The organism is Methanosphaera sp. ISO3-F5 (assembly GCF_034480035.2).
Classification (GTDB): domain Archaea; phylum Methanobacteriota; class Methanobacteria; order Methanobacteriales; family Methanobacteriaceae; genus Methanosphaera.
Genome location: NZ_CP118753.2, coordinates 2,429,015 through 2,448,882 on the forward strand (window position 1 = coordinate 2,429,015; position 19,868 = coordinate 2,448,882).

The following is a 19,868-nucleotide window of genomic DNA, read 5'->3' on the forward strand; positions in this document are numbered from 1 at the left end:
TACAAGTGGATGTAGTCAGAATGTGTGGTGATGAATTTTCAGTTACTTTTTAGCAAAAAAGTAATACTTTTTTTAATTCTTTTTAAATGTTAATTTTTACTAGTTTTATTCGCCCCTTGGGGCGTGTTTTAAAAAATAAGTGATAATAAAGTTTTTATAGTAAAAAGGATGGATATTATATTATAAAACAAGAAAATAACTCTCCTATTACTAATTATGTTAGTCATCAACTTAAATTTGACGGTTTTTTTAGTGAACCATTGGTTGATGTTATTAGAAAAGATAATACTGATGATGAATGTGTAAATTTATTATCTGTTGATTGTAAAGATTTAATTGTAGATTATTTGGATAATTATTTTGATGATGATCTTCCAGTTACTTTTGCTGATGATTATGTGAAATCTAAGCTATCTCAGATTACTAATAATTTGAAAGTTTTTGAAACTAAAGATGGTGTTGTTTTTACTCAATTTAGGAGTTATTGTCCTCATTGTGGTTCTAAACATGTTGTTGAAGATGGTTATTATCCTAAAAAACTTGTTTTGAATGTTTTTGGTAATGTTGGTGCTCATATTAAACGTTATGAATGTCGTAATTGTGGTAAAGGTTTTTCTGCAGATATTAATAGTGTAGTTGATAGTAAATTCAGTGTTTTCAGGCGCATTATGAAGATAATATAGAATTACTATGCTATTTGTGGTACTCCAGTTCGTAGAATACAGGAAAATCATGAAAAGAATTCATAATGTATACTTATCTTACCAGGAAGTACAGGACATTATAGTCGATTATAGTATTAAATATGAGTCTAATATAGAAAATTATTCTGGATATTATGTATTTGATAGTTTATGGGTTAAAATAGATGAAATTAGTGATAATTATGTTTATTTCTTTGCATTATTTGATGTACATCATAAAACACTTGTGGATTATAAAATAGTTAAAGAAGAAAACAGTACTGAAGTTTATAATTTCTTACGGAATGCTACACTTAATCAACCACGTAAAAGCAATTACAACTGACTTACATATTGCTTATAGAAAACCAATACAAGATTTAGGATTCAAACACCAATTCTGTGAATTCCATGCAAAACAAAACATCAATAAATACTTATACAATCATGTAAAAGAGAACAATATCAAAAAAGAGACCCATATGGAATATAAAAAAAATATTTGGAAGAACTTTATCAAATTTACGAAGTAGAAAATAGATTTGAAGTATTAGATATATTGGATAATATTTTTAGTAGGCGTGAAGAGTTTCCGGATGTTATTAATGAGATTGTTGATAAAAAGATTCGTCCTTATTCTCGTTATTTAACTATGTTTCTTGAAGATAGTTTTATTGAACGTACTAGTAATTGGATTGAGCGTATTTTTGGTGATCTTGCACCGAAATCTTTAAAAAATAAATTTAAAACATTACGTGGATTTTTATCTAGACTAAATTTGAATCTTGAAAGATGGGATTCTCGAAACGCATTTTTATGATGAAAAAGGTAACTTCACCACACATCTTGACAACACCGATTTCTACTGAGCCAAAAAAATATTAAAATATAAATTACAAAGTATAATTTAACTGCCTATTTTAACAGTACTGGATAATAAGTAATTCAATGCGGGTGGAAGATATTATGAAAATAGATACACATATACATAGTAAATATTCAAAAGATTCCATAACTCCTTTAGAGGAAATTATTAGATATAGTCAGAAAGTTGGTTTGAATGCAATTGCAATAACAGATCATGATGAAATAGAGGGAACTTGGGCTATTAGAAAATTAGAACATGATGGTTTAATATTGATACCTGGAGAAGAAGTAAGCAGTACTGAAGGTCATATAGTAGCATTAGGTATAACTGATTATATTAAACCAATGCAAACTCCTGCAGAAACAATTGATCAGATTCATGACAATGGGGGAATAGCTATAGCTGCTCATCCATACTGTTTTTATAGGAGTGGAATTGGAGATATTGTAAGAAGTTTGGATGTGGATGCTATGGAAACTAAGAATTCACGGTTCATATTGGGTGCATCTAACTATTTGGCAAAGAAAGTGTCTGAAAAAGATAATATACCAGAAATTGGTGCTAGTGATGCTCATTTTCCTAAGGGTATAGCTCGTTGTTATACTGAGATTCCTGATTGTGATTCTGTGGATGAAATTATTAAAAATATTAAGAAAGGAAATACTAAGGCTCATGGTGAAAGAACACCTATGAATCTTATAATTAAAGAAGTTATAAGAAAAAAAGGAAGGAAAACTAAGCCTAAAGTTGTAGATTAACTGCAGAAAGTTAATCTAAACTCATGTTCTTCGATAACTTTTTTTGCACTTATCCTATTTTTATGATTTGTAGAATAATTGCTTAGTATTGTCTGATTTGTTGTTAAATCGTCTAGAATATATTCTTTATCTGATAATATATCTGTTACTGTTTTTTTAGATATTGAATCGTTTTCTTCTACTTTTAGTAGTATATTTTTGCCGTTTACTGAGTAGGAAGATAATATGTTTAATCTATCTGTTACTTCATTATTATTTGGCGTGAAGTCTTCTTCTTGATTTAGTACATAAAACATTGCTATTATAACTATAAATATTAGTAATAGCGATATTAATGCATCATATAATAGAAATTGTCCATTTTCATTCATGTTTGTTCTGTATCCACCTCACTATATCTTCTTTTTTTGAGATAACTTCTCTTGTTACTTTATCTATTTCCTGTTTTCCTTCTTCGAAGTTTATAGTTTTTATTTCATCTACTACTTTTTTTACTGGAGTGTATGCTGCTTCTCTGAATTTGGGAACTAATTCTTGTATTTCTCCCGTGCTTTTTTGTATGGTTGTTTTTCCTGTGTTGTTGACATAGCCTATTATTCCGGATTTGATGTTTTCTTTTTCTAATGTTTTGATTATTTTATCGGCAGTGTTTTTTGGAGTTATTATCATTAGGGAGTCGATTGATACTCCTAATGGGTCTATGTTTAAAGTTTTTAACATTTCGTATACTTTGGGATTTATTAATTCTATTATTTTTTCTTCGTATAAATGTATTCCGAGTCCTGTTGTTTTATTTATTTCGTTGGCATCTCCGTTGATTCCTCCGTTGGTTATATCTGTTAATGCATGGATTTCGTTTATTGGGTTTAGTAGGTTTGATGCTTTGATAAATTGTACGTTTAGTGTTTCCATGATTACTTGGGGCATGTTGTTGTAGATTGCTGTTGTGGTTATTGTTCCTCCTCCTGATCCTTCTGTCATTAGTATTATGTCTCCGTTGGTTGATTCGCTTCTTGCTGTGGGCTTTTTTGGTGAGGTTCCTACTGCTCCTACTGCTCCTACTAGTCTGTCTCCGAGTACCATGTCTCCTCCTACTCTTAGTGTGCTGCCTGATACTAGGGGGACATTGGTTAGTTCACTTACTGCACATATTCCTGCTGTATAATCTAATATTTTTGCTATGTCTCCGTCATCTGCTAGGTGTATGTCACTTATTAGTGCTACTGGTTTAGCTCCCATTACACATACGTCTCGTAGTGTTGCTCTTGCTGTATGGAAACCTGCTAAGAAGGGGTAGTCGCCTAGTCTTGAATGTATTCCATCTATTGCTGTGGTAACGTATTGTGTGTTTTTATCTATTTTTACTACTCCTCCATCATCTTGTGCTGTGGGGTTGACTATTGATGATGTTTTGGTATTTTTTATTATTTCTGCGATTTTGCTGTGAACATAGAAGTCTCCTTGTCCGCGTGATCCTACTCCGAATTCTCCCATGTGTATGTTGGTTTTTGGGTATGTTAGTATTTGGTTTTTTTCGAGTTGTTCTGTTATTTGTACTTCTTCGTATACTGCTTGTGATAGTTTTGTTGATTGTGTTTGGTTTATGTTTTTGTAGAATCGGATTATTGTTGAAAGTTTTTCTATTGTTTCTTTTTCTGTTTTTGATTCGTGTATGCATTTTTTCACGTAATTTTCTATGTCCATAAAATCACTTTATTAATACTTTTTATTAAAAAAGTATGATATTATTTTTATCATACCAATATATAAAAATTTTCATAAAAAAGGAGTTAATCTATAAGATTAACAAAATTCTTCAAAATACTTAAACCTGCCCTTCCACTCTTTTCAGGATGAAATTGAAGTGCAAAAAGATTATCCTTACCAATAGCAACAGGAACATCAAAAGCATAATCAGTATATGCAGTTATATATTCCGTATCACTCGGATTAATATAATAAGAATGAACAAAGTACATATACTCATTATCAGCTCCTTCAAGAATACTTAGATTATTATCTGAAGTATCATTGATTTTAATTTGATTCCACCCCATATGAGGAATTTTAAAATTAGAATCCAAATTAAAACGTTTAACATCACCCTTTAACAAGCCCAAACCAGGAGCATCAATTGTTTCCTCACTAGATTCAAATAATACCTGTAAACCAAGACATATACCCAGTAATGGTTTATCTGAATCCACATGATCCTTAATAATGTCTGCAAAAGGAGAAATATTATTCATAGCAACTCCAAAAGATCCTACACCTGGAATTATAAGAGCCTCAGCATCAGTTAGCACATCCTTATCAGAGGATACTTTTACATTCACACCTATACGGTTAAAAGCATTGTAAATACTGCGTAGATTACCGCTTCCATAATCTACTATAACAATATCATTAATAATAACACAACCTAAAAAAGAGAGAAAGAGAATTATCGGTCACCAGATGGTGTTTGGGAATCATAGAAATCTTTGATTCTTATTGTGTCATCAAGATCCGGTGTTGATACTTCATGTAATACAGTGTTTTCTATGGCCACGATAGTGTGTGGAGTGTTTGGTTCTATTCTTACCGTATCTTTTGCTCCGAAGTATTGTTTTGAGTCTTCAAATTCTATGTATCCTTTACCGCTTACTATGTACATTGTTTCATCCTTGTTTGGATGGTAATGGAAACTTGTCTGATACCCTTCTTTAATGAATAATTCCTTGGTAAGGTATTTTTCTGTGTATATGAGTATTTTTTCGTATCCCCATGGTTTGTCTTCCCTGTTTTCGTATTCTTCTTGTACTTGTTGTAATTCTTTACTGGTATCTACTGCCATCCAGAATAAACCGTTTTCTTTGTAGTATCCTAATTTTTTGTCTTTGGCAAGTTCTGGGAATAATGTTTTTTCTATGTCTCCAGTTTTATAGTTTCCAAAGTCTAATTTTCCTTTTGAGAAGTATATTCCACCATTTATATAATAATCTAGTAATGGTTTTTCTTTAAATGAAACAATTTTGTCTCCACTGAGTTCTACTATTCCATATGGTGAAGTCATTTGTGTGATAAATATGTTGAAGTCGAATGGACTTTTTTCTCCGTCTTCTATCATTTTTTTAATACTTAGATCAGCTACAACGTCACCATTTCGGATTACACATTGAACTCCGTCATCCATATGTTCCATACCTAATCTTATAGCATTAAGTGTTCCTAGTGGTTGTTCTTCTTTAACGTATTCCACTTCAACGCCCATGTAATTGTTTCCATAGCGTTCTTCTATTTTTTCACCTAAAAATCCAGTTAAAAGTATTACTTTGTTTACTCCTGCACTTTTAAAGTCGAATAATTGTTTGTCTAATATAGTATAATCTTCTTTGAGTTCTACGAGTGGTTTTGGTACTGTTTCAGTAACTGGTCTGAGTCTTTTTCCAAAACCTCCACATAAAATCATACCAACTGTTTCATTCATTTAAATCACTTTTATATTGTTGTTTATTAAAATCTTTTTAAGTTAGTTAAATCTTTTTTTTTAATAATAAATAAATTTTGTTAAAAATATTTATAGTGTGGTAACTTTGCATCCATCTTTTTCTACTATTATTGTATGTTCTGTTTGTGCAACCATTCCGTCTGTTTTTTCTTTTAAAGCAGCGTATGGGTATATTGATCTTGATGTAATTAGTGGTCTCATTGCTCTGTTTAGTTTGTGTTCATCGTATCCTTCCATTAGGTGTCTTTGTGCAAATGGGAAGTATGTGAAATCTTCTCGTATTGTTTTTAGTAATTTTTTTGCATCTGGTTGTCTTAATGGTCTTGTTCTGAGGTAGGAGTATATGTAATGGTGTGGTATGTCATTTACCATTCCTACTCCATTTGTTGCAAAAGGTTCTATTGCTACATGATCTCCTTCTTTTAGAATTACTGAACTTTTTTCTGGATAGTTTGGTATGGATAAACCTGCATGTAGGTTATATTGTTCTAGGCTATGTCCGCTTAGATTTACTATGGGGGTGTATCCTTTGGAATGCATTGTTTCCTGTACTACTCTTCCTATGTCTTCTAAGCTTACTCCATCTTTTATGATGCTTATTACATTTTCTAATGCGCTGCTTGATGCATCTTTGATTGCGTGACGTTCTTCTATTTCGTCTTCTGTTACTGTTGGATTTCCATCATCCAATCTTCCGGGCATTTTTAGAGGGTTTCCTTCTTCATCTACTGGTTCTGCATTGTCTCCTTCTATTATTACTGTTACTGCTGTATCTGATATGTATCCGTCTACTTCTGCTCCCAGATCTATTTTTACTATGTCTCCTTCACATAATAATGTGTCGTCATTTGGTGGTGATGTGTAATGAGCTGCTATTTGATTTATTGACACATTGCATGGAAATGATAAACCTGCCCCTGTACTTTTTATTTCAGATTCTATCCAGTTAACTAAGTCTATTACTTTCATTCCAGCTGTTGCTTTTTTTGCTGCTTGTTTTCGAACCTTTGCTGCTATTTTACCAGCTTTTTCATATTTTTCCAACATTTTACATCACTACTATCATATTTATTTATCATAGTATATATTTGAATAGATAAGTTTATATATAAGTTCATACTTAAATTTATATAGCTCTTTACAGAGCAGTTATTTTTATTGCAATAGCGGGGTGGGGTAGTCTGGTGATCCCGCGGGGCTCATAACCCCGAGAGCCCTAGTTCAAATCTAGGCCCCGCTACTATATTATATTATTAATCTATTTTTTTTGGTAAGCTAAAGCACAGCTAACGGTAATTATTACTGAGGAAATTCCACACACTATGATTAAAAGACGTGACGCTCTTCATTGACGTACACTGAGAAGTGTGACCCTGTGATAGAAACGATACGATAGACTATAATCAAGCAATAATAGATGATACAATTGGGTTGATTAGCTTAACATTAGTAATCGATGAAACGAACAATCCACGTAGTGCAAAAGTAAACATGTAAAATTATTACAAGGTAACTTGCTAAGATAAATGCTGTGGTATAACATGAAGTGGATTACTCTTAGCATACCAAAAAACTTTAATATAATTAAATAATTTTTTTAAAAAAAAGAGAATTTTTAATGACTACTTTTTCAATTCTGAAAGTTCATCACTAATTTTATTAACACGTTGCTCTAATTCAGACACGCGTGCATCATTACTTTCCTTGTATGATGAAAAATCATCATTTAATGCATCACATCTCTCAATGATTTGATCCAAATCTTTATGAGTTGCAAGATTCCAGTCTTCAATGACTTGTTCACTCTGTTCATCAATAAATTGAGATATCTTCTTAGACATAGCATCTGTTTTTGATATATGTTCTTCATCATCATCCTGAACTCTATCCTTGAATTTATCACTGAATCCATTTACTTTTTCAGATATGTTTGCAACATATTCTTCTTGAGCAACACGATTTGATATTCCTGAAGCTTGAGCATGAATATTTTGATAAACTGGATTGTTGGTTGATTGTAAATAATAATATAATAATATGAGAATAGCAACGACTAATATTATTATTGCAAGTATTGTTGCAGGATCCATAGTTTCAACTCCTATTCATTAAGTAAATCATTTAACTCTTTTTCTTTCTTATCTAATTCAACAGATAATTTTTTTAGTTTAACTAGTTCATTTTTAGCTTCTAACTGTTCTACTCTTTCACTAACCTGAGTACTTAGTAAACCTACTTTAGCAGCTATTTCGGATGTGTTTAATCTAATTTGTTTTAACTTTTCCTGGTCCTCTTCAGATAAGTCTGCAAAACTTTCTTTTCTCTGCTTACTTTCCAAGTCTTTTTCGACTAATTCAATTTTCTTAAGTTCAGCTTGTTTTTCTAGCAATCTGATATCATTTTTTGAGACTGTGCTTTTACGCCATTCGATTACTATGACTATTACTGCTATTAGAAAAATTACGGCTAGTATTAGTATGAATATTTGTTCTGATGTAAATATCATGTCCATAACTATCATCCTTTTGTTTAAATATAATAAGTAGTATGTTATTTATAAATTATATCTTTTACTAAGTAAAATTACAAATTTAAAAATAGGAATAAAAACACAATATAATATAATGATAAAGTTTAGACAATGTATGATGGGGGCAATATAATTAGTCAAAGTAAAGTAATGATAGTACTGGGAAGTGCATCAGATTATAAGGTAGCTCAAAAGGCTGTGAATGTATTTGAAGAAATGAACATTAACTATGATTTACGTGTAGCATCTGCACACAGAACACATCAAAGATTAAAAGAAATAATTGTAAATGAAACAGAAGAAGTAGAAGTTATAATAGCAATTGCTGGATTGGCTGCTCATTTACCTGGAGTAGTTGCAGCATACACAACAAAACCGGTTATTGCTGTTCCGGTAGATGTGAAATTAGGTGGTTTAGATTCATTATTATCTTCTACAGAAATGCAGCTGGGAACACCTATAGCTACTATGGGTATTGACAGAGGAGATAATGCTGCATGGCTGGCATGTCAGATTATTGCATGTAATGATGAAGAAATGAAAAATGTACTGAAAGAAAAAAGAAATGCATATAATGCTAAGATGCAGAAATCAGAGGAAGAACTTATTGAAAAAATAGCAGGCAAACATTATAGGAAAACAGCCTTGAATAAACAGGAAGTTGTATCAATAGATAAAGAATATAATTTAGATGATGATACTAAAGTTGTGATAATTTCTGGAAATTATTCTAATATGGAAACTGTGCGTAAAATTATTCAGACACTTGAAACTCTTAAAATTAAATGTGAATATAAGGTAATTTCTGCTACTAGAGATCCATATAAACTTGAAAAATATATTGAGGATATTGATGAAAATGTTGACTTGTATATTGCAGTCAGTAGCTTATCAACAATCCTTACAGGTGCTATTGTTTCATTAACAACCAAGCCAGTTATAGGGGTTCCATGTACTACAAGATTATCTGGTGTTGATTCATTATTAAGTATGATTGAAATGCCCCCTGGAGTACCTGTTGCTACTATGGGATTAGATGCTGGTGAAAATGCTGCTTTATTTGTTGCCAGAATATTTTCAATATATGATGATGATATTAGAAATGAATTGTTACAGTTTATGAAAACATTACATAGAAATGTATACTATGAATAAAGAGGAGAATAGATATGTCCCGTTTGATTGATGAAATTAATGATAATATTATAGAAATTGATGATGAAGTTTCCACTGAATATGAAATTACTTCTATTTTAAAGAGACATCCTAAGGATACCTTAGTTTTTACTAATGTTAAAGGTTCTGATATGAATATCATATCTGGTATTTGTAATACGAGAGAAAAGATTGCTAATTCAATTAATACTAGTGTGGATAAAATTACTGAAAATATTATTGATGCTACAGGTAATCCTACTAAAATTAGTGATGTTAAAAATTTTGATGATGTTTATCCAAATAATGAAAATGCAGATCTTAGTAAACTTCCTATCCTGAAACATTATCCTAAGGATAAGGGCAAATATATTACTGCCGGAATTGTTATTGCTAAGGATCCGGATACTGGATTGACTAATGCTTCTATTCATAGAATGTTGGTTCATTCAGATACTGAGTTAGGTATTAGGATTGTTCCTAGACAGTTATATACTTATTATAAGAGAGCTGAAGAGTTAGGTAAACCTTTGGAGGTTGCTATTGCTATTGGTCTGAATCCTTCTACTTTACTTGCTAGTACTACCAGTATTCCTATTTCTGAAAATGAGTTGGAGGTTGCTAATACTTTCCAAGATGGTAATTTAACTTTAGTTAAATGTGAAAGTGTTGATATTGAAGCTCCTGAGTGTGAGATTTTACTTGAAGGTAGGATTTTGCCTAATGTGAGAAAAAGTGAAGGTCCTTTTGTTGATTTAACTGATACTTATGATAAAATTAGGGATGAACCTGTTATAGAATTAAGTAGGATGCATTATAAAGATGATCCATATTATCATGCAATTCTTCCTGCTGGTAATGAACATAAGTTGTTACAGGGTTTGCCACAGGAGCCACGTATTTATAATAGTGTTAAGAATACTTTGCCAACTGTGCAGAATGTTGTTTTAACTGAGGGTGGTTGTTGTTGGTTACATGCTGTGGTATCTATTAAGAAACAAACTGAGGGTGATGCTAAAAATGTTATGATGGCTGCATTATCTGCTCATCCTTCATTGAAACATTGTGTTATTGTTGATGAGGATATTAATATTTTTGATCCTGTTGATGTGGAGTATGCTATTAGTACTCGTGTTAAGGGTGATGATGATATTTTCATTATTCCTAAAGCTAGGGGGTCATCATTAGATCCTGTTGCTGAAATTGATGGTACTACTACAAAAATTGGTGTTGATGCTACCAAATCGTTCCATAATTTAGATGATTATGAAAGAGTGAGTTTTACTCTTGATGATTAAGGGTGTAGTGTTTCTTTTTTGTTGTGAAGTTACACTTGCAATATATGTCTGAAATTTTTTATAGAATAGGGGAGTAAGTATCCCTAGTTAAAAAACATCTAATAATATTACATTAATGGTGATAACAAAACAATTTTCGGGATACTTAACTTTATATGTAATATCATTATTTTTTCCATTTTTCTACTTTTTTTGAACAATATTGAACTATTTGAATATGTTTAACTAACTACTTTGACTATTTTTAAGAGGTTTTTATGGTATGTTTTTTAACTTAATACAAAAATACAATATATGATACAATATTTAAACATTAAAAACAAAAAATACTGAAAAATTAAAAAATGTTTAAAATATTTGTACCATAAACAATAATATACACAACATTATATTTAAACATTTCTAAAAAAATAACTAAAAAATAAAAAATATACAAAAAAATAACTAAAAAAATAGAAAACATTAAAAAAAATAGAAAATTAAATATTAATATTTAAAAATCTGAACTTGGAAGATGAATCAGCAAACAAATTAGTTGAATTAGCATCAGAACTTTCCACCACAACCTCTACATATTGACCATCACATGTACCATTATACAATAAGCCATGACTAGAAGAGTTCAAATCAAAACTATCCACTGTCTCATTATTAACACTGAAAAGATAAGTTCCATTCACAAAAGAACCCGTTACCTGAGCAACCTTAGTATTATTAACATAAACCGATAAAATCTTAGCAGATCTAGCCTGAGTAGTAATCTGAGAAACAACATTTACAGTAGTATTATTAATAATATCCAATTTAGTTTGATTACCATCAGCTTCAATATTAGCAACTTCATCATTATGAATATTACGGACAAGATAAGTATTTTCAAACAAGCCCCTTAAATCACTATCCCTCACAACAGTTTCAGTAGCAATATCCAAGACTTTCCTTGGATCCTCAGAAATCCTGATTAAATCATTTTCATTACCAACAGGCTGTTCCAACTGATAAGACTTACCATCAATATACATAAAATCACCATAATGCGCCTGTAACGTATTAAGAGCAGAATTTGATAAACGAATAAGATGCTGTTCATTTTCAAGAGCACTTTCAACAGTATACGGACCCCTTACATCAACACTACTCCTAGGTTGACTAACAGTTGAAATCACAAGATTCTTACTGGCTGGTTCAATAGAAATTTCATTAGAAGAAATGTTAACAGAACCCAATAATGAAACTACAATAGCAAATAATATAATCACAGATATAACAACCGGAAAATGCATACGCATAAACGATTTAAAAATCTGTAACGTAGGAATTTTAGTCTGCTTATACATTCTAAAAGACATTCGAATAATCTTAAAAATATAAAACAATGAAATAAACAATCCTAACAAAATTACTAGAGCAGAAACAAGAGTACCCATATATTTAATAAAAAATAATCCGAATATACCGAATGTAATAAGAGATAAACCCATTATTTCCATTCTTATAGCATTACCTAAATCATCAACCAAAGTTAATCTACCATAACTGATAGCACGATCAACAATAGTTCTAACTACCTCATTAGCCATTATATTAAGTTCTTGAAGGGTTGACATTTCATGAACCATATTACCTATATCAACCTCTTCAATCCTCATACCCTGTGCATCAGCATCCAATACAATACCTATATCTACACCATAATCATGCTCTAAGTCAATCTTATCTAAAAAACTTTTTATTGCAGCAAATTGACCACTTAATGGTTGATCAAAATTTAATTCTGGAAAAAAGAATTGTAATAAAGGTTTTGCTGTTAATTCTGTTACCCTACCTGCTTCTCGTTTAAATTTTGTTTTAGTGATATCGGCATTACCTTCAAGTATAGGTTTAATTATAGCTTCAACTTGATACTGATTAATTTCAGATAAATCTGCATCTAAAAAAAGAACTATTTCATTTGTTACTTTTTTAAGTCCTGTTTTCATTGCAGAACCTTTGCCCTTATTTTTTTCATGCTTCAATAGTATGACATCATTAAATTTAGAAACTATTTTTGATGTGTTATCCGTTGATCCATCATCAACAACTATTATCTGAGTTATTTCACTTACTTTTTTCACTGTTTCTAAAACATGACCTATTGATTTTTCTTCATTAAATGCAGGGATTACAATAGAAACTGTTTTATTAACATAACTTTTAGAGTTGTTAAAAAAAAGTAATGAAGCCAAAATAATTATTATAAATGGCAGTATTTGAAACATGAAATCTCCTTAATTTTTTGTAAATTTTTTAACTATTATTAAGGTATATAAATTATACTATAAAATAGTTTATCTCCAAATGAAAAAAGTTATCAACATAATACATATAAATTAAATCCGAAATAAGATATGTTTAAGAAAGTGAAATCATAGTAGTAACCATAAAGTATAAAAAGGATGAATGATATACCATAATAATAGTAACATAAGTTTTAATAGGGGCCTGTAGCCTAGCCTGGATAGGGCGCGGGACTTCTAATCCCGAGGCCGTGGGTTCAACTCCCACCAGGTCCGCTCATATTAACTTAATAACTATTTTTAAAAACATAATTTACTTAAATTATTATAATTAATATAAATATATTAGATATGGGTTTGTAGCCTAGCCTGGATAGGGCATCAGACTCCTAATCTGAAGATCGGGGGTTCGAATCCCCCCAAATCCGTATTAAATAATAAAAGTCTGATAAAAAAAGAATAGCTAATTTTAAAAAGAGATGTTTAAAAAGAGAAAAATATTATTAGAACATACTTACTCTATTGAACGTCCTAATAAATGACCGATTAATGTAATTATAATCATTGCAACTATAATTAATGCAACTATTGGTACAAAATCCATAATATTACCTCGATTTTATTAAATCCTTAAAAGTTTATAATCAAATATTTAATAATAATAGTATATATTTTTTATTAAATTAAATAAGCGATTTAAACCATTATTAAAAAAAAGGTTTTGAGAAAAAAATTAATCTCAACCATTTTGTCAATTGACATTTTGTCTTAATTGTCTTATACTTTGTAGTACTACCTAAAATTATACATGATTAATTGACCCTACTAGGATCAACATCTTTTCCTTGATAATCCCCATTAACATCAATTAAATACCATTGACCATATTCATTACTGTTTTTATTAATGTTAATAAATAAAGTTCCAACCAATGCATTATTATCAGAATTATAAACTTTTACAGAATATAATCCGTTTTCATCTACTGAACATGATTCCCTATCAGCATAAATTCCAAATGCAAAGTTGCTTTGTGCACCTTGAACTACTGAATTTACTTCAGACCAGGTATTATCATCCACAGATGAATCAGTTACAACTTCATCTCCTTCAGGACGATCATTTCCAGAAGATGATGAGGAACCGTTAGCGTTTGAATCAGTACCAGTAGAAGAACTACCATTAGTACTTGAATCAGTACCAGTAGAAGAACTACCATTAGTACTTGAATCAGCACCGGTAGAAGAACTACCATTAGTATTTGAACCACTATTAGCAGAAGAACTATCACTAGTTGAAGTACTGGCTGATGAAGCACTTCCAGAATCTGATGATGAGGAACCTGAATTACCAGCATTATCACTGCTAGAAGAGGAACCTGAATCAGAACTGCTTGAAGCTGATTCACTATTTGTAGCTGAGCTAGGTATAGTTACAGGATTTTCTGAGTTTACTATGCTACTTTGGGATGTAGCACCTGCTGCTGAACTATCAGGTTGTGTATTCTCAGATTGTTGCTGAGCCTGTTGCTGAGCTTTTGCTTCATCTTTAGCTTGTTGAGCCTGAGCTTCTGCTTGAGCTTGTTGTTTAGCTTGAGTGTTAGCATCTGTTTGAGCTTTTTGTTGACTTTCTTCTGGTGCTGTTAAAACCTCTGTTACTGGTGTATCTTCAGTATTTACACTGGCAAGAGGATTTAATATTTCTTGACCAGGATTGATTTGATAGGTAGCTGCCACAATACCTATAAGAGCTACTATTAAGACGGACAATATAATTTTTTTATCCATCATTTCACCTTATTGATTATTTGTTAGCAGAACACTATGTGTTAAATAATTGTCTATTATATAACGTTTTATAATATATTATATATTATTAGAAAGTATATAAGATTTTTTAATCAATTTTATTAAATTCCGGTATTGCTTTAGTTTTCGTAATATCTGTGATAATAGTTCTAGTTTTATGTTTTTCTGGGTTTTCTACTTGATTAAGTAGTTCTTCAGCATATTTTAGAGCATTTTTATATTTTGTTATTGCGGTTTTTAAATCATCAATTGCATCTGGATCTCCCATGTATAATCTTTCTTCTATATTGAATAATTCTGTGAATTCTTCACCCATCATATGCATATTGATTGAATCGGGTTTGATGAAAATTTTTATTTCAATGTCTTGTGTTATTTCATAGTATTTTCTTGGTCTTCCTCTTTCTATTTTTTGGAATGATGGATATATTAATCCTAATTCTTCCATTGCTTTAAGATGTCCAATAATTGCTTTTTGTCCTACATTTAGTTGTTGTGATATTTGACTTACAAATCTTGGTTCTTCTGTTAGTAATGCAAGTATATCACGTCGTGTTTTACATCCGATTACATCAAGAACAGCTTCTAAATCCATAGTATCACCTTCGATTTTTAATTGAAACTTCTGTATAATATTATATTGACTACAATATATAAATGTTACCTAAGGTAACTAAAATACCGTTAACTTTAAATACTTAAAAATTTAATCTATAATTAACAAAAAATACTTTTATAACTTAGGGTTACTATAATAGTTTAAGCCCTTAAATCTAATAAAATAATAAAAAAAATTATATGATAAAACAAATAAGGGTGAATAAATGAGCGAAGAAAAAAAAATAGAAAAAGAAGAAATCGAAAAAACAACAGAAAACACAGAAGAAACACAAGAAGAAACAGAAGAACCAACAGAAGAAGACATAATACAACAACAAGAAGAAACAATACAACAATACAAAGACAAACTACAAAGAATACATGCAGACTTCGAAAACTACAAAAAAAGATCCGAAAAAGAAAGATTAGAATTCGTAAAATATGCCAATGAAGGACTAATACTAAAAGTACTGGAGGCCTACGAAGATTTAGAAAGAGCATTAGAAGTCAAAGAAGATAAAAACCTAAGAGAAGGTGTAGAACTAATATACAAAAAAATGACCAAAATCTTAGAAGAAGAAGGTGTAGAACCAATAGAAACAGAACACCAAAAATTTGACCCATTCAAACACGAAGCTCTAATGACAGAAAACAACGAAAACTACGAAAACAATGAAATAATACAAGACCTACAAAAAGGTTACACTCTAAACTCAAAAGTAATACGTTACTCTAAAGTAAAAGTATGTAAAAAATAATAACAATTACGATAATAAATAATTAAAAAAAAAGATATAAGGTGATATTTATGGCAGAAGAAAAAGTAATCGGAATAGACTTAGGAACAAGTAACTCAGCAGCAGCTGCACTAATCGGCGGAAAACCAACAATCATACCAAGTGCAGAAGGAGCAACACAATACGGAAAATCATTCCCAAGTTACGTAGCATTCACAGATGACGGAGAAGTGCTAGTAGGAGAACCTGCAAGAAGACAAGCAGTAACAAACCCAGAAAACACCATAAGTGCAATCAAAAGACACATGGGATCAGACTACAAAGTAAACATCAAAGGAAAAGAATACACACCACAAGAAATATCCGCATTAATCCTACAAAAAATCAAAAAAGATGCAGAAGCATTCCTCGGAGAACCAGTACAAAAAGCAGTAATCACAGTACCAGCATACTTTGACGACAACCAAAGGACCGCAACAAAAGATGCAGGAAAAATAGCAGGACTAGAAGTACTAAGATTAGTAAACGAACCTACCGCAGCAAGCCTAGCATATGGATTAGATAAAACTGACGAAGAAGACGTTAACATATTAGTATTCGACTTAGGTGGAGGTACGTTAGATGTAACCATCATGGAATTCGGAGATGGTATCTTTGAAGTAAAATCAACAAGCGGAGACACAAACCTCGGTGGAACCGACATGGATACAGCTCTAATGAAATACTTAGCAGAAGAATTCAAAAAAGAAAATGGCGTTGACTTATTAAACGATGACCAAGCAGCACAAAGACTCAGAGAAGCAGCAGAAAAAGCAAAAATTGAATTATCAACAACACTCACAACAGACATTAACTTACCATTCATTACAGCAACACAAGCAGGACCATTACACTTAAACATGACCCTAACCAGAGCAAAACTAGAAGAACTAGTAGACGGCATTGTACAAAAATGTGGAGCACCAATCAAACAAGCAATAAGCGATGCAAAAATGGCAAACGGAGACATTGACAAAATCATCCTAGTAGGTGGACCTACAAGAATGCCAATCATCCAAAAATACGTAGAAGACTTTGTTGGTCAAAAAGTAGAAAGAGGAATTGACCCAATGGAATGTGTAGCATCCGGAGCATCCATCCAAGGAGGAGTATTAGCTGGAGAAATCGATGACCTCGTATTATTAGATGTAACACCATTATCCTTAGGTATTGAAACCATGGGAGGAGTAGCAACAAAACTCATCGAAAGAAACACAACCATACCAACCAAGAAAAGTCAAATATTCACAACAGCAGCAGATGGTCAGACAAGCGTAGACATACATGTTGTACAAGGGGAAAGACCAATGGCAAACGACAACACAACCCTTGGCAGATTCCAACTAGTAGGTATTCCATCAGCACCAAGAGGAACACCACAAATCGAAGTAACATTCGATATTGATGCAAACGGTATAATCAACGTATCTGCAAAAGACAAAGGAACAGGTAAAGAACAACAAATTACCATCACATCATCCAACAAACTATCCGATGAAGAAATAGAACAAAAAGTAAAAGAAGCAGAAGCACACGCTGAAGAAGACAAAAAACGTCAAGAAGAAATTGAAATCAGAAACAACGCTGACTCATTAGTATACACTACTGACAAAACTTTAGAAGAACTTAAAGAACAATTATCTGAAGACAAACAAAAATTACTCAAAGATCAACAAGCAGAACTTAAAGACGCAATAGAAAAAGATGACATTGATTTAATTAAAGAAAAATCAGAACAATTAGATAAAACCATCCAAGAAATTGGAGCAGAAATTTATCAACAAGCTGCTCAAGCTGCTCAAGCTCAACAACAAGCAGAACAAGATAATGCTAACAACCAACAACCAACAGATGATGATGACACCATTGATGTTGACTTTGAAAAAAAATAAATTAAACAATTAATTAATTAACTACAAAAACAATATATCCAATATAGACGTGAACGATTATAGTTAAGGAAAAAAATATTCCTTAACTATTTTTTTTATAAATTAAAAAGGGGAAAATCAATGGCAGATAAACGAGACTATTATGATGTTTTAGGCGTTGATAAAAACGCTGACAAAAAAACCATTAAAAAAGCTTACAGAAAGCTTGCAATGAAATACCATCCAGATGTTAATAAGGATGACCCTGATGCTGAAGAAAAATTCAAAGAGTTAAGTGAAGCATACGGAGTATTATCTGATGATGAAAAAAGACAGAGATATGATCAGTTTGGTCACGCAGGAATGGATGGATTTAGCCAAGAAGACATATTCAACAACATAAACTTTGAAGACATATTCGGTAACTTCAGCTTTGGTGGAGGTCAAGGCGGATTTGGTAGCATTTTTGAAGATTTATTCGGATTTGGAGGTGCACCAAACAGAAGAAATGACAGGGGCAGAGACATAGCACATACTATTGATATTACATTAGAAGAAGTTGCTAATGGTGTTTCAAAAGACTTGGATATTACTCACCTTAAAAGTTGTCCACACTGTCATGGAGAACGTTCAGAACCAGGTACTTCATCAAAAACATGTACCTCATGTAATGGTTCAGGACAAGTCAGACAAGTCCAGAACACACCTTTAGGACAATTTTCAACAGTATCCCCATGTCCTCAATGTAAAGGTGAAGGAAAAATTATTGAAACTCCTTGTACTGAATGTCATGGAAAAGGTTTAACCCGTACTACAAACAAGATATCAATACCTATTCCTGCTGGTGTTGAAACAGGCAGTAGGTTAAGAGTTGCAGGTGAAGGTGATGATGGCCTTAATGGTGCTCCTGCTGGAGATTTATACATTACCATTAATGTTTTACATCATGACTTATTTGAAAGAAATGGTCAACATTTATACTATGATTTAGATATAAGTTATGTGCAGGCTTGTCTGGGATCAGAAGTTGAAGTTCCTACAATAGATGGTGGTACTGCTACCGTTAAAATCCCTGCAGGTACTCAGACCGAATCAACATTTAAACTTAGAGGAGAAGGTATTAAACACGTGAACTGGTCCGGTAAAGGTAATTTATATGTTAAAGTTCATGTTGTTGTTCCTAAAAAGTTATCCGATAAACAAAGAGATTTACTTAAAGAATTTGCTGATGTTAGTGGGGAAGAAATTTCTCATGCTAAAACGGGCTTCTTTGATAAGGTTAAGGAGTCTTTAAATAAATAATTTTCTTTGTTCCCCTTTCTAATTTTCTTTTATTCCTATTTTTGATGTGATTGTTATGATAATTTCTGATGACAATGTTTTTTTAGATATTGTAATTGATGATGAAAAGTTTTCATGTTTAAAATTTTCTGAAGTTGAAGAATTATTACATGAATACAAGTATAAAAATAATGAAATGTTACCCAAAGAAATGATTAGTATTCCTAATTGTTATGCATATTTTAATAAGGATGACGAAAATAATAGGTTTACTTGTAAAATTTATAAAACATTACTTGGTTCAGATAGATGGATAATGTTAATGTATGATGAAAATGAGGGTTATGCATTATACCAAAATCCGGAAAATAAAAAATATCAACTGGCATGGTATCATACAAAACTTGAAAAACCACTAAGTCCAAGTGAAGAAAAAAAAATCATGAAATGTTACTGTCCAATAGGAAAATGATT

General features: G+C 31.4%; 20 protein-coding genes, 3 tRNA genes and 1 other RNA gene. 14 read left to right on the plus strand and 10 right to left on the minus strand.

Going from position 1 to position 19,868, the window contains the following annotated elements:
- Positions 1-260 precede the first annotated feature (260 nt).
- The 4 genes from PXD04_RS22270 to PXD04_RS22285 all read left to right on the plus strand — a co-directional run bounded on the left by PXD04_RS22270 (position 261) and on the right by PXD04_RS22285 (position 2,309).
- Complete coding sequence (locus PXD04_RS22270) at positions 261-683, plus strand: hypothetical protein (protein WP_323736991.1); 423 nt, start codon at positions 261-263, stop codon at positions 681-683.
- 49 nt (positions 684-732) lie between these two features.
- Positions 733-1,029 carry a hypothetical protein gene (locus tag PXD04_RS22275; protein ID WP_323736992.1) on the plus strand — a complete coding sequence of 99 codons (297 nt, stop codon included), beginning with the start codon at positions 733-735 and terminating at the stop codon, positions 1,027-1,029.
- 156 nt (positions 1,030-1,185) lie between these two features.
- Positions 1,186-1,503, plus strand: a complete 318-nt coding sequence (locus tag PXD04_RS22280; protein WP_323736993.1) for a hypothetical protein — start codon at positions 1,186-1,188, stop codon at positions 1,501-1,503.
- 146 nt (positions 1,504-1,649) lie between these two features.
- Positions 1,650-2,309, plus strand: coding sequence for a PHP domain-containing protein (locus tag PXD04_RS22285; protein WP_323736994.1), 660 nt, complete (start codon positions 1,650-1,652; stop codon positions 2,307-2,309).
- Here the strand turns inward: PXD04_RS22285 and PXD04_RS22290 are convergent.
- The 5 genes from PXD04_RS22290 to map form a co-directional block, all read right to left on the minus strand.
- Positions 2,306-2,680 carry a hypothetical protein gene (locus PXD04_RS22290; RefSeq protein ID WP_323736995.1) on the minus strand — a complete coding sequence of 125 codons (375 nt, stop codon included), beginning with the start codon at positions 2,678-2,680 and terminating at the stop codon, positions 2,306-2,308. The two genes, PXD04_RS22285 and PXD04_RS22290, sit on opposite strands and share 4 nt — an antisense overlap.
- Positions 2,673-4,013 (minus strand): AIR synthase-related protein, encoded by a 1,341-nt coding sequence (locus PXD04_RS22295; protein WP_323736996.1) that lies wholly within the window; start codon positions 4,011-4,013, stop codon positions 2,673-2,675. Before PXD04_RS22295 ends, PXD04_RS22290 begins: the two co-directional genes overlap by 8 nt.
- An 86-nt stretch (positions 4,014-4,099) precedes the next feature.
- A complete protein-coding gene (gene hisH, locus PXD04_RS22300; RefSeq protein ID WP_409988290.1) occupies positions 4,100-4,720 on the minus strand; it encodes an imidazole glycerol phosphate synthase subunit HisH in 621 nt (206 codons plus the stop codon).
- Between the two features lie 32 nt (positions 4,721-4,752).
- Positions 4,753-5,778, minus strand: a complete 1,026-nt coding sequence (locus tag PXD04_RS22305; protein WP_323736997.1) for a sugar phosphate nucleotidyltransferase — start codon at positions 5,776-5,778, stop codon at positions 4,753-4,755.
- Between the two features lie 90 nt (positions 5,779-5,868).
- Positions 5,869-6,846: a type II methionyl aminopeptidase gene (map, locus tag PXD04_RS22310; protein ID WP_323736998.1), complete on the minus strand. Its 978-nt coding sequence runs from the start codon at positions 6,844-6,846 to the stop codon at positions 5,869-5,871.
- Positions 6,847-6,964: 118 nt separating this feature from the next.
- Here map and PXD04_RS22315 point away from each other — a divergent pair.
- Both PXD04_RS22315 and rnpB read left to right on the plus strand, forming a co-directional pair.
- Positions 6,965-7,039: transfer RNA gene (locus tag PXD04_RS22315), tRNA-Met, on the plus strand.
- Positions 7,040-7,069: 30 nt separating this feature from the next.
- Positions 7,070-7,365: RNase P RNA component (gene rnpB / locus PXD04_RS22320), an RNA gene on the plus strand.
- Between the two features lie 56 nt (positions 7,366-7,421).
- Here the strand turns inward: rnpB and PXD04_RS22325 are convergent.
- Together PXD04_RS22325 and PXD04_RS22330 are read right to left on the minus strand one after the other, a co-directional pair.
- Complete coding sequence (locus tag PXD04_RS22325) at positions 7,422-7,889, minus strand: hypothetical protein (RefSeq protein ID WP_323736999.1); 468 nt, start codon at positions 7,887-7,889, stop codon at positions 7,422-7,424.
- Positions 7,890-7,900: 11 nt separating this feature from the next.
- Positions 7,901-8,311, minus strand: coding sequence for a hypothetical protein (locus tag PXD04_RS22330; RefSeq protein WP_323737000.1), 411 nt, complete (start codon positions 8,309-8,311; stop codon positions 7,901-7,903).
- Between the two features lie 129 nt (positions 8,312-8,440).
- Between PXD04_RS22330 and purE the strand changes: the two genes are divergently transcribed.
- Entirely contained in the window at positions 8,441-9,484 is a 1,044-nt protein-coding gene (purE, locus tag PXD04_RS22335; protein ID WP_323737001.1) for a 5-(carboxyamino)imidazole ribonucleotide mutase, read from the plus strand.
- 26 nt (positions 9,485-9,510) lie between these two features.
- Entirely contained in the window at positions 9,511-10,782 is a 1,272-nt protein-coding gene (locus PXD04_RS22340; RefSeq protein ID WP_323737410.1) for a UbiD family decarboxylase, read from the plus strand.
- A gap of 479 nt (positions 10,783-11,261) precedes the next feature.
- Here PXD04_RS22340 and PXD04_RS22345 read toward each other — a convergent pair whose 3' ends face one another.
- Positions 11,262-13,040: a glycosyltransferase gene (locus tag PXD04_RS22345; protein WP_323737002.1), complete on the minus strand. Its 1,779-nt coding sequence runs from the start codon at positions 13,038-13,040 to the stop codon at positions 11,262-11,264.
- Positions 13,041-13,259: 219 nt separating this feature from the next.
- On the opposite strand from PXD04_RS22345, the gene PXD04_RS22350 reads away from it, so the two are divergent.
- Both PXD04_RS22350 and PXD04_RS22355 read left to right on the plus strand, forming a co-directional pair.
- A tRNA-Arg gene (locus tag PXD04_RS22350) sits at positions 13,260-13,334 on the plus strand.
- Between the two features lie 77 nt (positions 13,335-13,411).
- Positions 13,412-13,486: transfer RNA gene (locus tag PXD04_RS22355), tRNA-Arg, on the plus strand.
- Between the two features lie 384 nt (positions 13,487-13,870).
- Here the strand turns inward: PXD04_RS22355 and PXD04_RS22360 are convergent.
- Complete coding sequence (locus tag PXD04_RS22360) at positions 13,871-14,845, minus strand: hypothetical protein (protein WP_323737003.1); 975 nt, start codon at positions 14,843-14,845, stop codon at positions 13,871-13,873.
- Positions 14,846-14,954: 109 nt separating this feature from the next.
- Positions 14,955-15,461 (minus strand): ArsR/SmtB family transcription factor, encoded by a 507-nt coding sequence (locus PXD04_RS22365; protein WP_323737004.1) that lies wholly within the window; start codon positions 15,459-15,461, stop codon positions 14,955-14,957.
- A gap of 229 nt (positions 15,462-15,690) precedes the next feature.
- Between PXD04_RS22365 and grpE the strand changes: the two genes are divergently transcribed.
- The 4 genes from grpE (at position 15,691) to PXD04_RS22385 (ending at position 19,866) form a co-directional block, all read left to right on the plus strand.
- Positions 15,691-16,224 (plus strand): nucleotide exchange factor GrpE, encoded by a 534-nt coding sequence (gene grpE / locus PXD04_RS22370; protein ID WP_323737005.1) that lies wholly within the window; start codon positions 15,691-15,693, stop codon positions 16,222-16,224.
- A gap of 50 nt (positions 16,225-16,274) precedes the next feature.
- Positions 16,275-18,134 carry a molecular chaperone DnaK gene (gene dnaK / locus PXD04_RS22375; RefSeq protein WP_323737006.1) on the plus strand — a complete coding sequence of 620 codons (1,860 nt, stop codon included), beginning with the start codon at positions 16,275-16,277 and terminating at the stop codon, positions 18,132-18,134.
- 120 nt (positions 18,135-18,254) lie between these two features.
- On the plus strand, positions 18,255-19,415 hold the full coding sequence (gene dnaJ, locus PXD04_RS22380; RefSeq protein ID WP_323737007.1) for a molecular chaperone DnaJ: 1,161 nt from the start codon (positions 18,255-18,257) through the stop codon (positions 19,413-19,415).
- 55 nt (positions 19,416-19,470) lie between these two features.
- The gene (locus PXD04_RS22385) at positions 19,471-19,866 is read left to right on the plus strand and encodes a hypothetical protein (protein ID WP_323737008.1); all 396 of its coding nucleotides are present in this window, start codon (positions 19,471-19,473) and stop codon (positions 19,864-19,866) included.
- Positions 19,867-19,868: the final 2 nt, after the last annotated feature.

Excerpts from the sequence above, each read along its gene's own strand:
- purE (WP_323737001.1), top strand. The coding sequence starts at position 8,441 with ATGTATGATGGGGGCAATATAATTAGTCAAAGTAAAGTAATGATAGTA.
- PXD04_RS22295 (WP_323736996.1), bottom strand. The coding sequence starts at position 4,013 with ATGGACATAGAAAATTACGTGAAAAAATGCATACACGAATCAAAAACA.
- grpE (WP_323737005.1), top strand. The coding sequence starts at position 15,691 with ATGAGCGAAGAAAAAAAAATAGAAAAAGAAGAAATCGAAAAAACAACA.
- PXD04_RS22365 (WP_323737004.1), bottom strand. The coding sequence starts at position 15,461 with ATGGATTTAGAAGCTGTTCTTGATGTAATCGGATGTAAAACACGACGT.
- PXD04_RS22285 (WP_323736994.1), top strand. The coding sequence starts at position 1,650 with ATGAAAATAGATACACATATACATAGTAAATATTCAAAAGATTCCATA.
- PXD04_RS22345 (WP_323737002.1), bottom strand. The coding sequence starts at position 13,040 with ATGTTTCAAATACTGCCATTTATAATAATTATTTTGGCTTCATTACTT.
- map (WP_323736998.1), bottom strand. The coding sequence starts at position 6,846 with ATGTTGGAAAAATATGAAAAAGCTGGTAAAATAGCAGCAAAGGTTCGA.
- PXD04_RS22360 (WP_323737003.1), bottom strand. The coding sequence starts at position 14,845 with ATGGATAAAAAAATTATATTGTCCGTCTTAATAGTAGCTCTTATAGGT.
- PXD04_RS22290 (WP_323736995.1), bottom strand. The coding sequence starts at position 2,680 with ATGAATGAAAATGGACAATTTCTATTATATGATGCATTAATATCGCTA.
- PXD04_RS22325 (WP_323736999.1), bottom strand. The coding sequence starts at position 7,889 with ATGGATCCTGCAACAATACTTGCAATAATAATATTAGTCGTTGCTATT.
- PXD04_RS22330 (WP_323737000.1), bottom strand. The coding sequence starts at position 8,311 with ATGGACATGATATTTACATCAGAACAAATATTCATACTAATACTAGCC.
- PXD04_RS22305 (WP_323736997.1), bottom strand. The coding sequence starts at position 5,778 with ATGAATGAAACAGTTGGTATGATTTTATGTGGAGGTTTTGGAAAAAGA.
- dnaK (WP_323737006.1), top strand. The coding sequence starts at position 16,275 with ATGGCAGAAGAAAAAGTAATCGGAATAGACTTAGGAACAAGTAACTCA.
- dnaJ (WP_323737007.1), top strand. The coding sequence starts at position 18,255 with ATGGCAGATAAACGAGACTATTATGATGTTTTAGGCGTTGATAAAAAC.
- PXD04_RS22275 (WP_323736992.1), top strand. The coding sequence starts at position 733 with ATGAAAAGAATTCATAATGTATACTTATCTTACCAGGAAGTACAGGAC.
- PXD04_RS22385 (WP_323737008.1), top strand. The coding sequence starts at position 19,471 with ATGATAATTTCTGATGACAATGTTTTTTTAGATATTGTAATTGATGAT.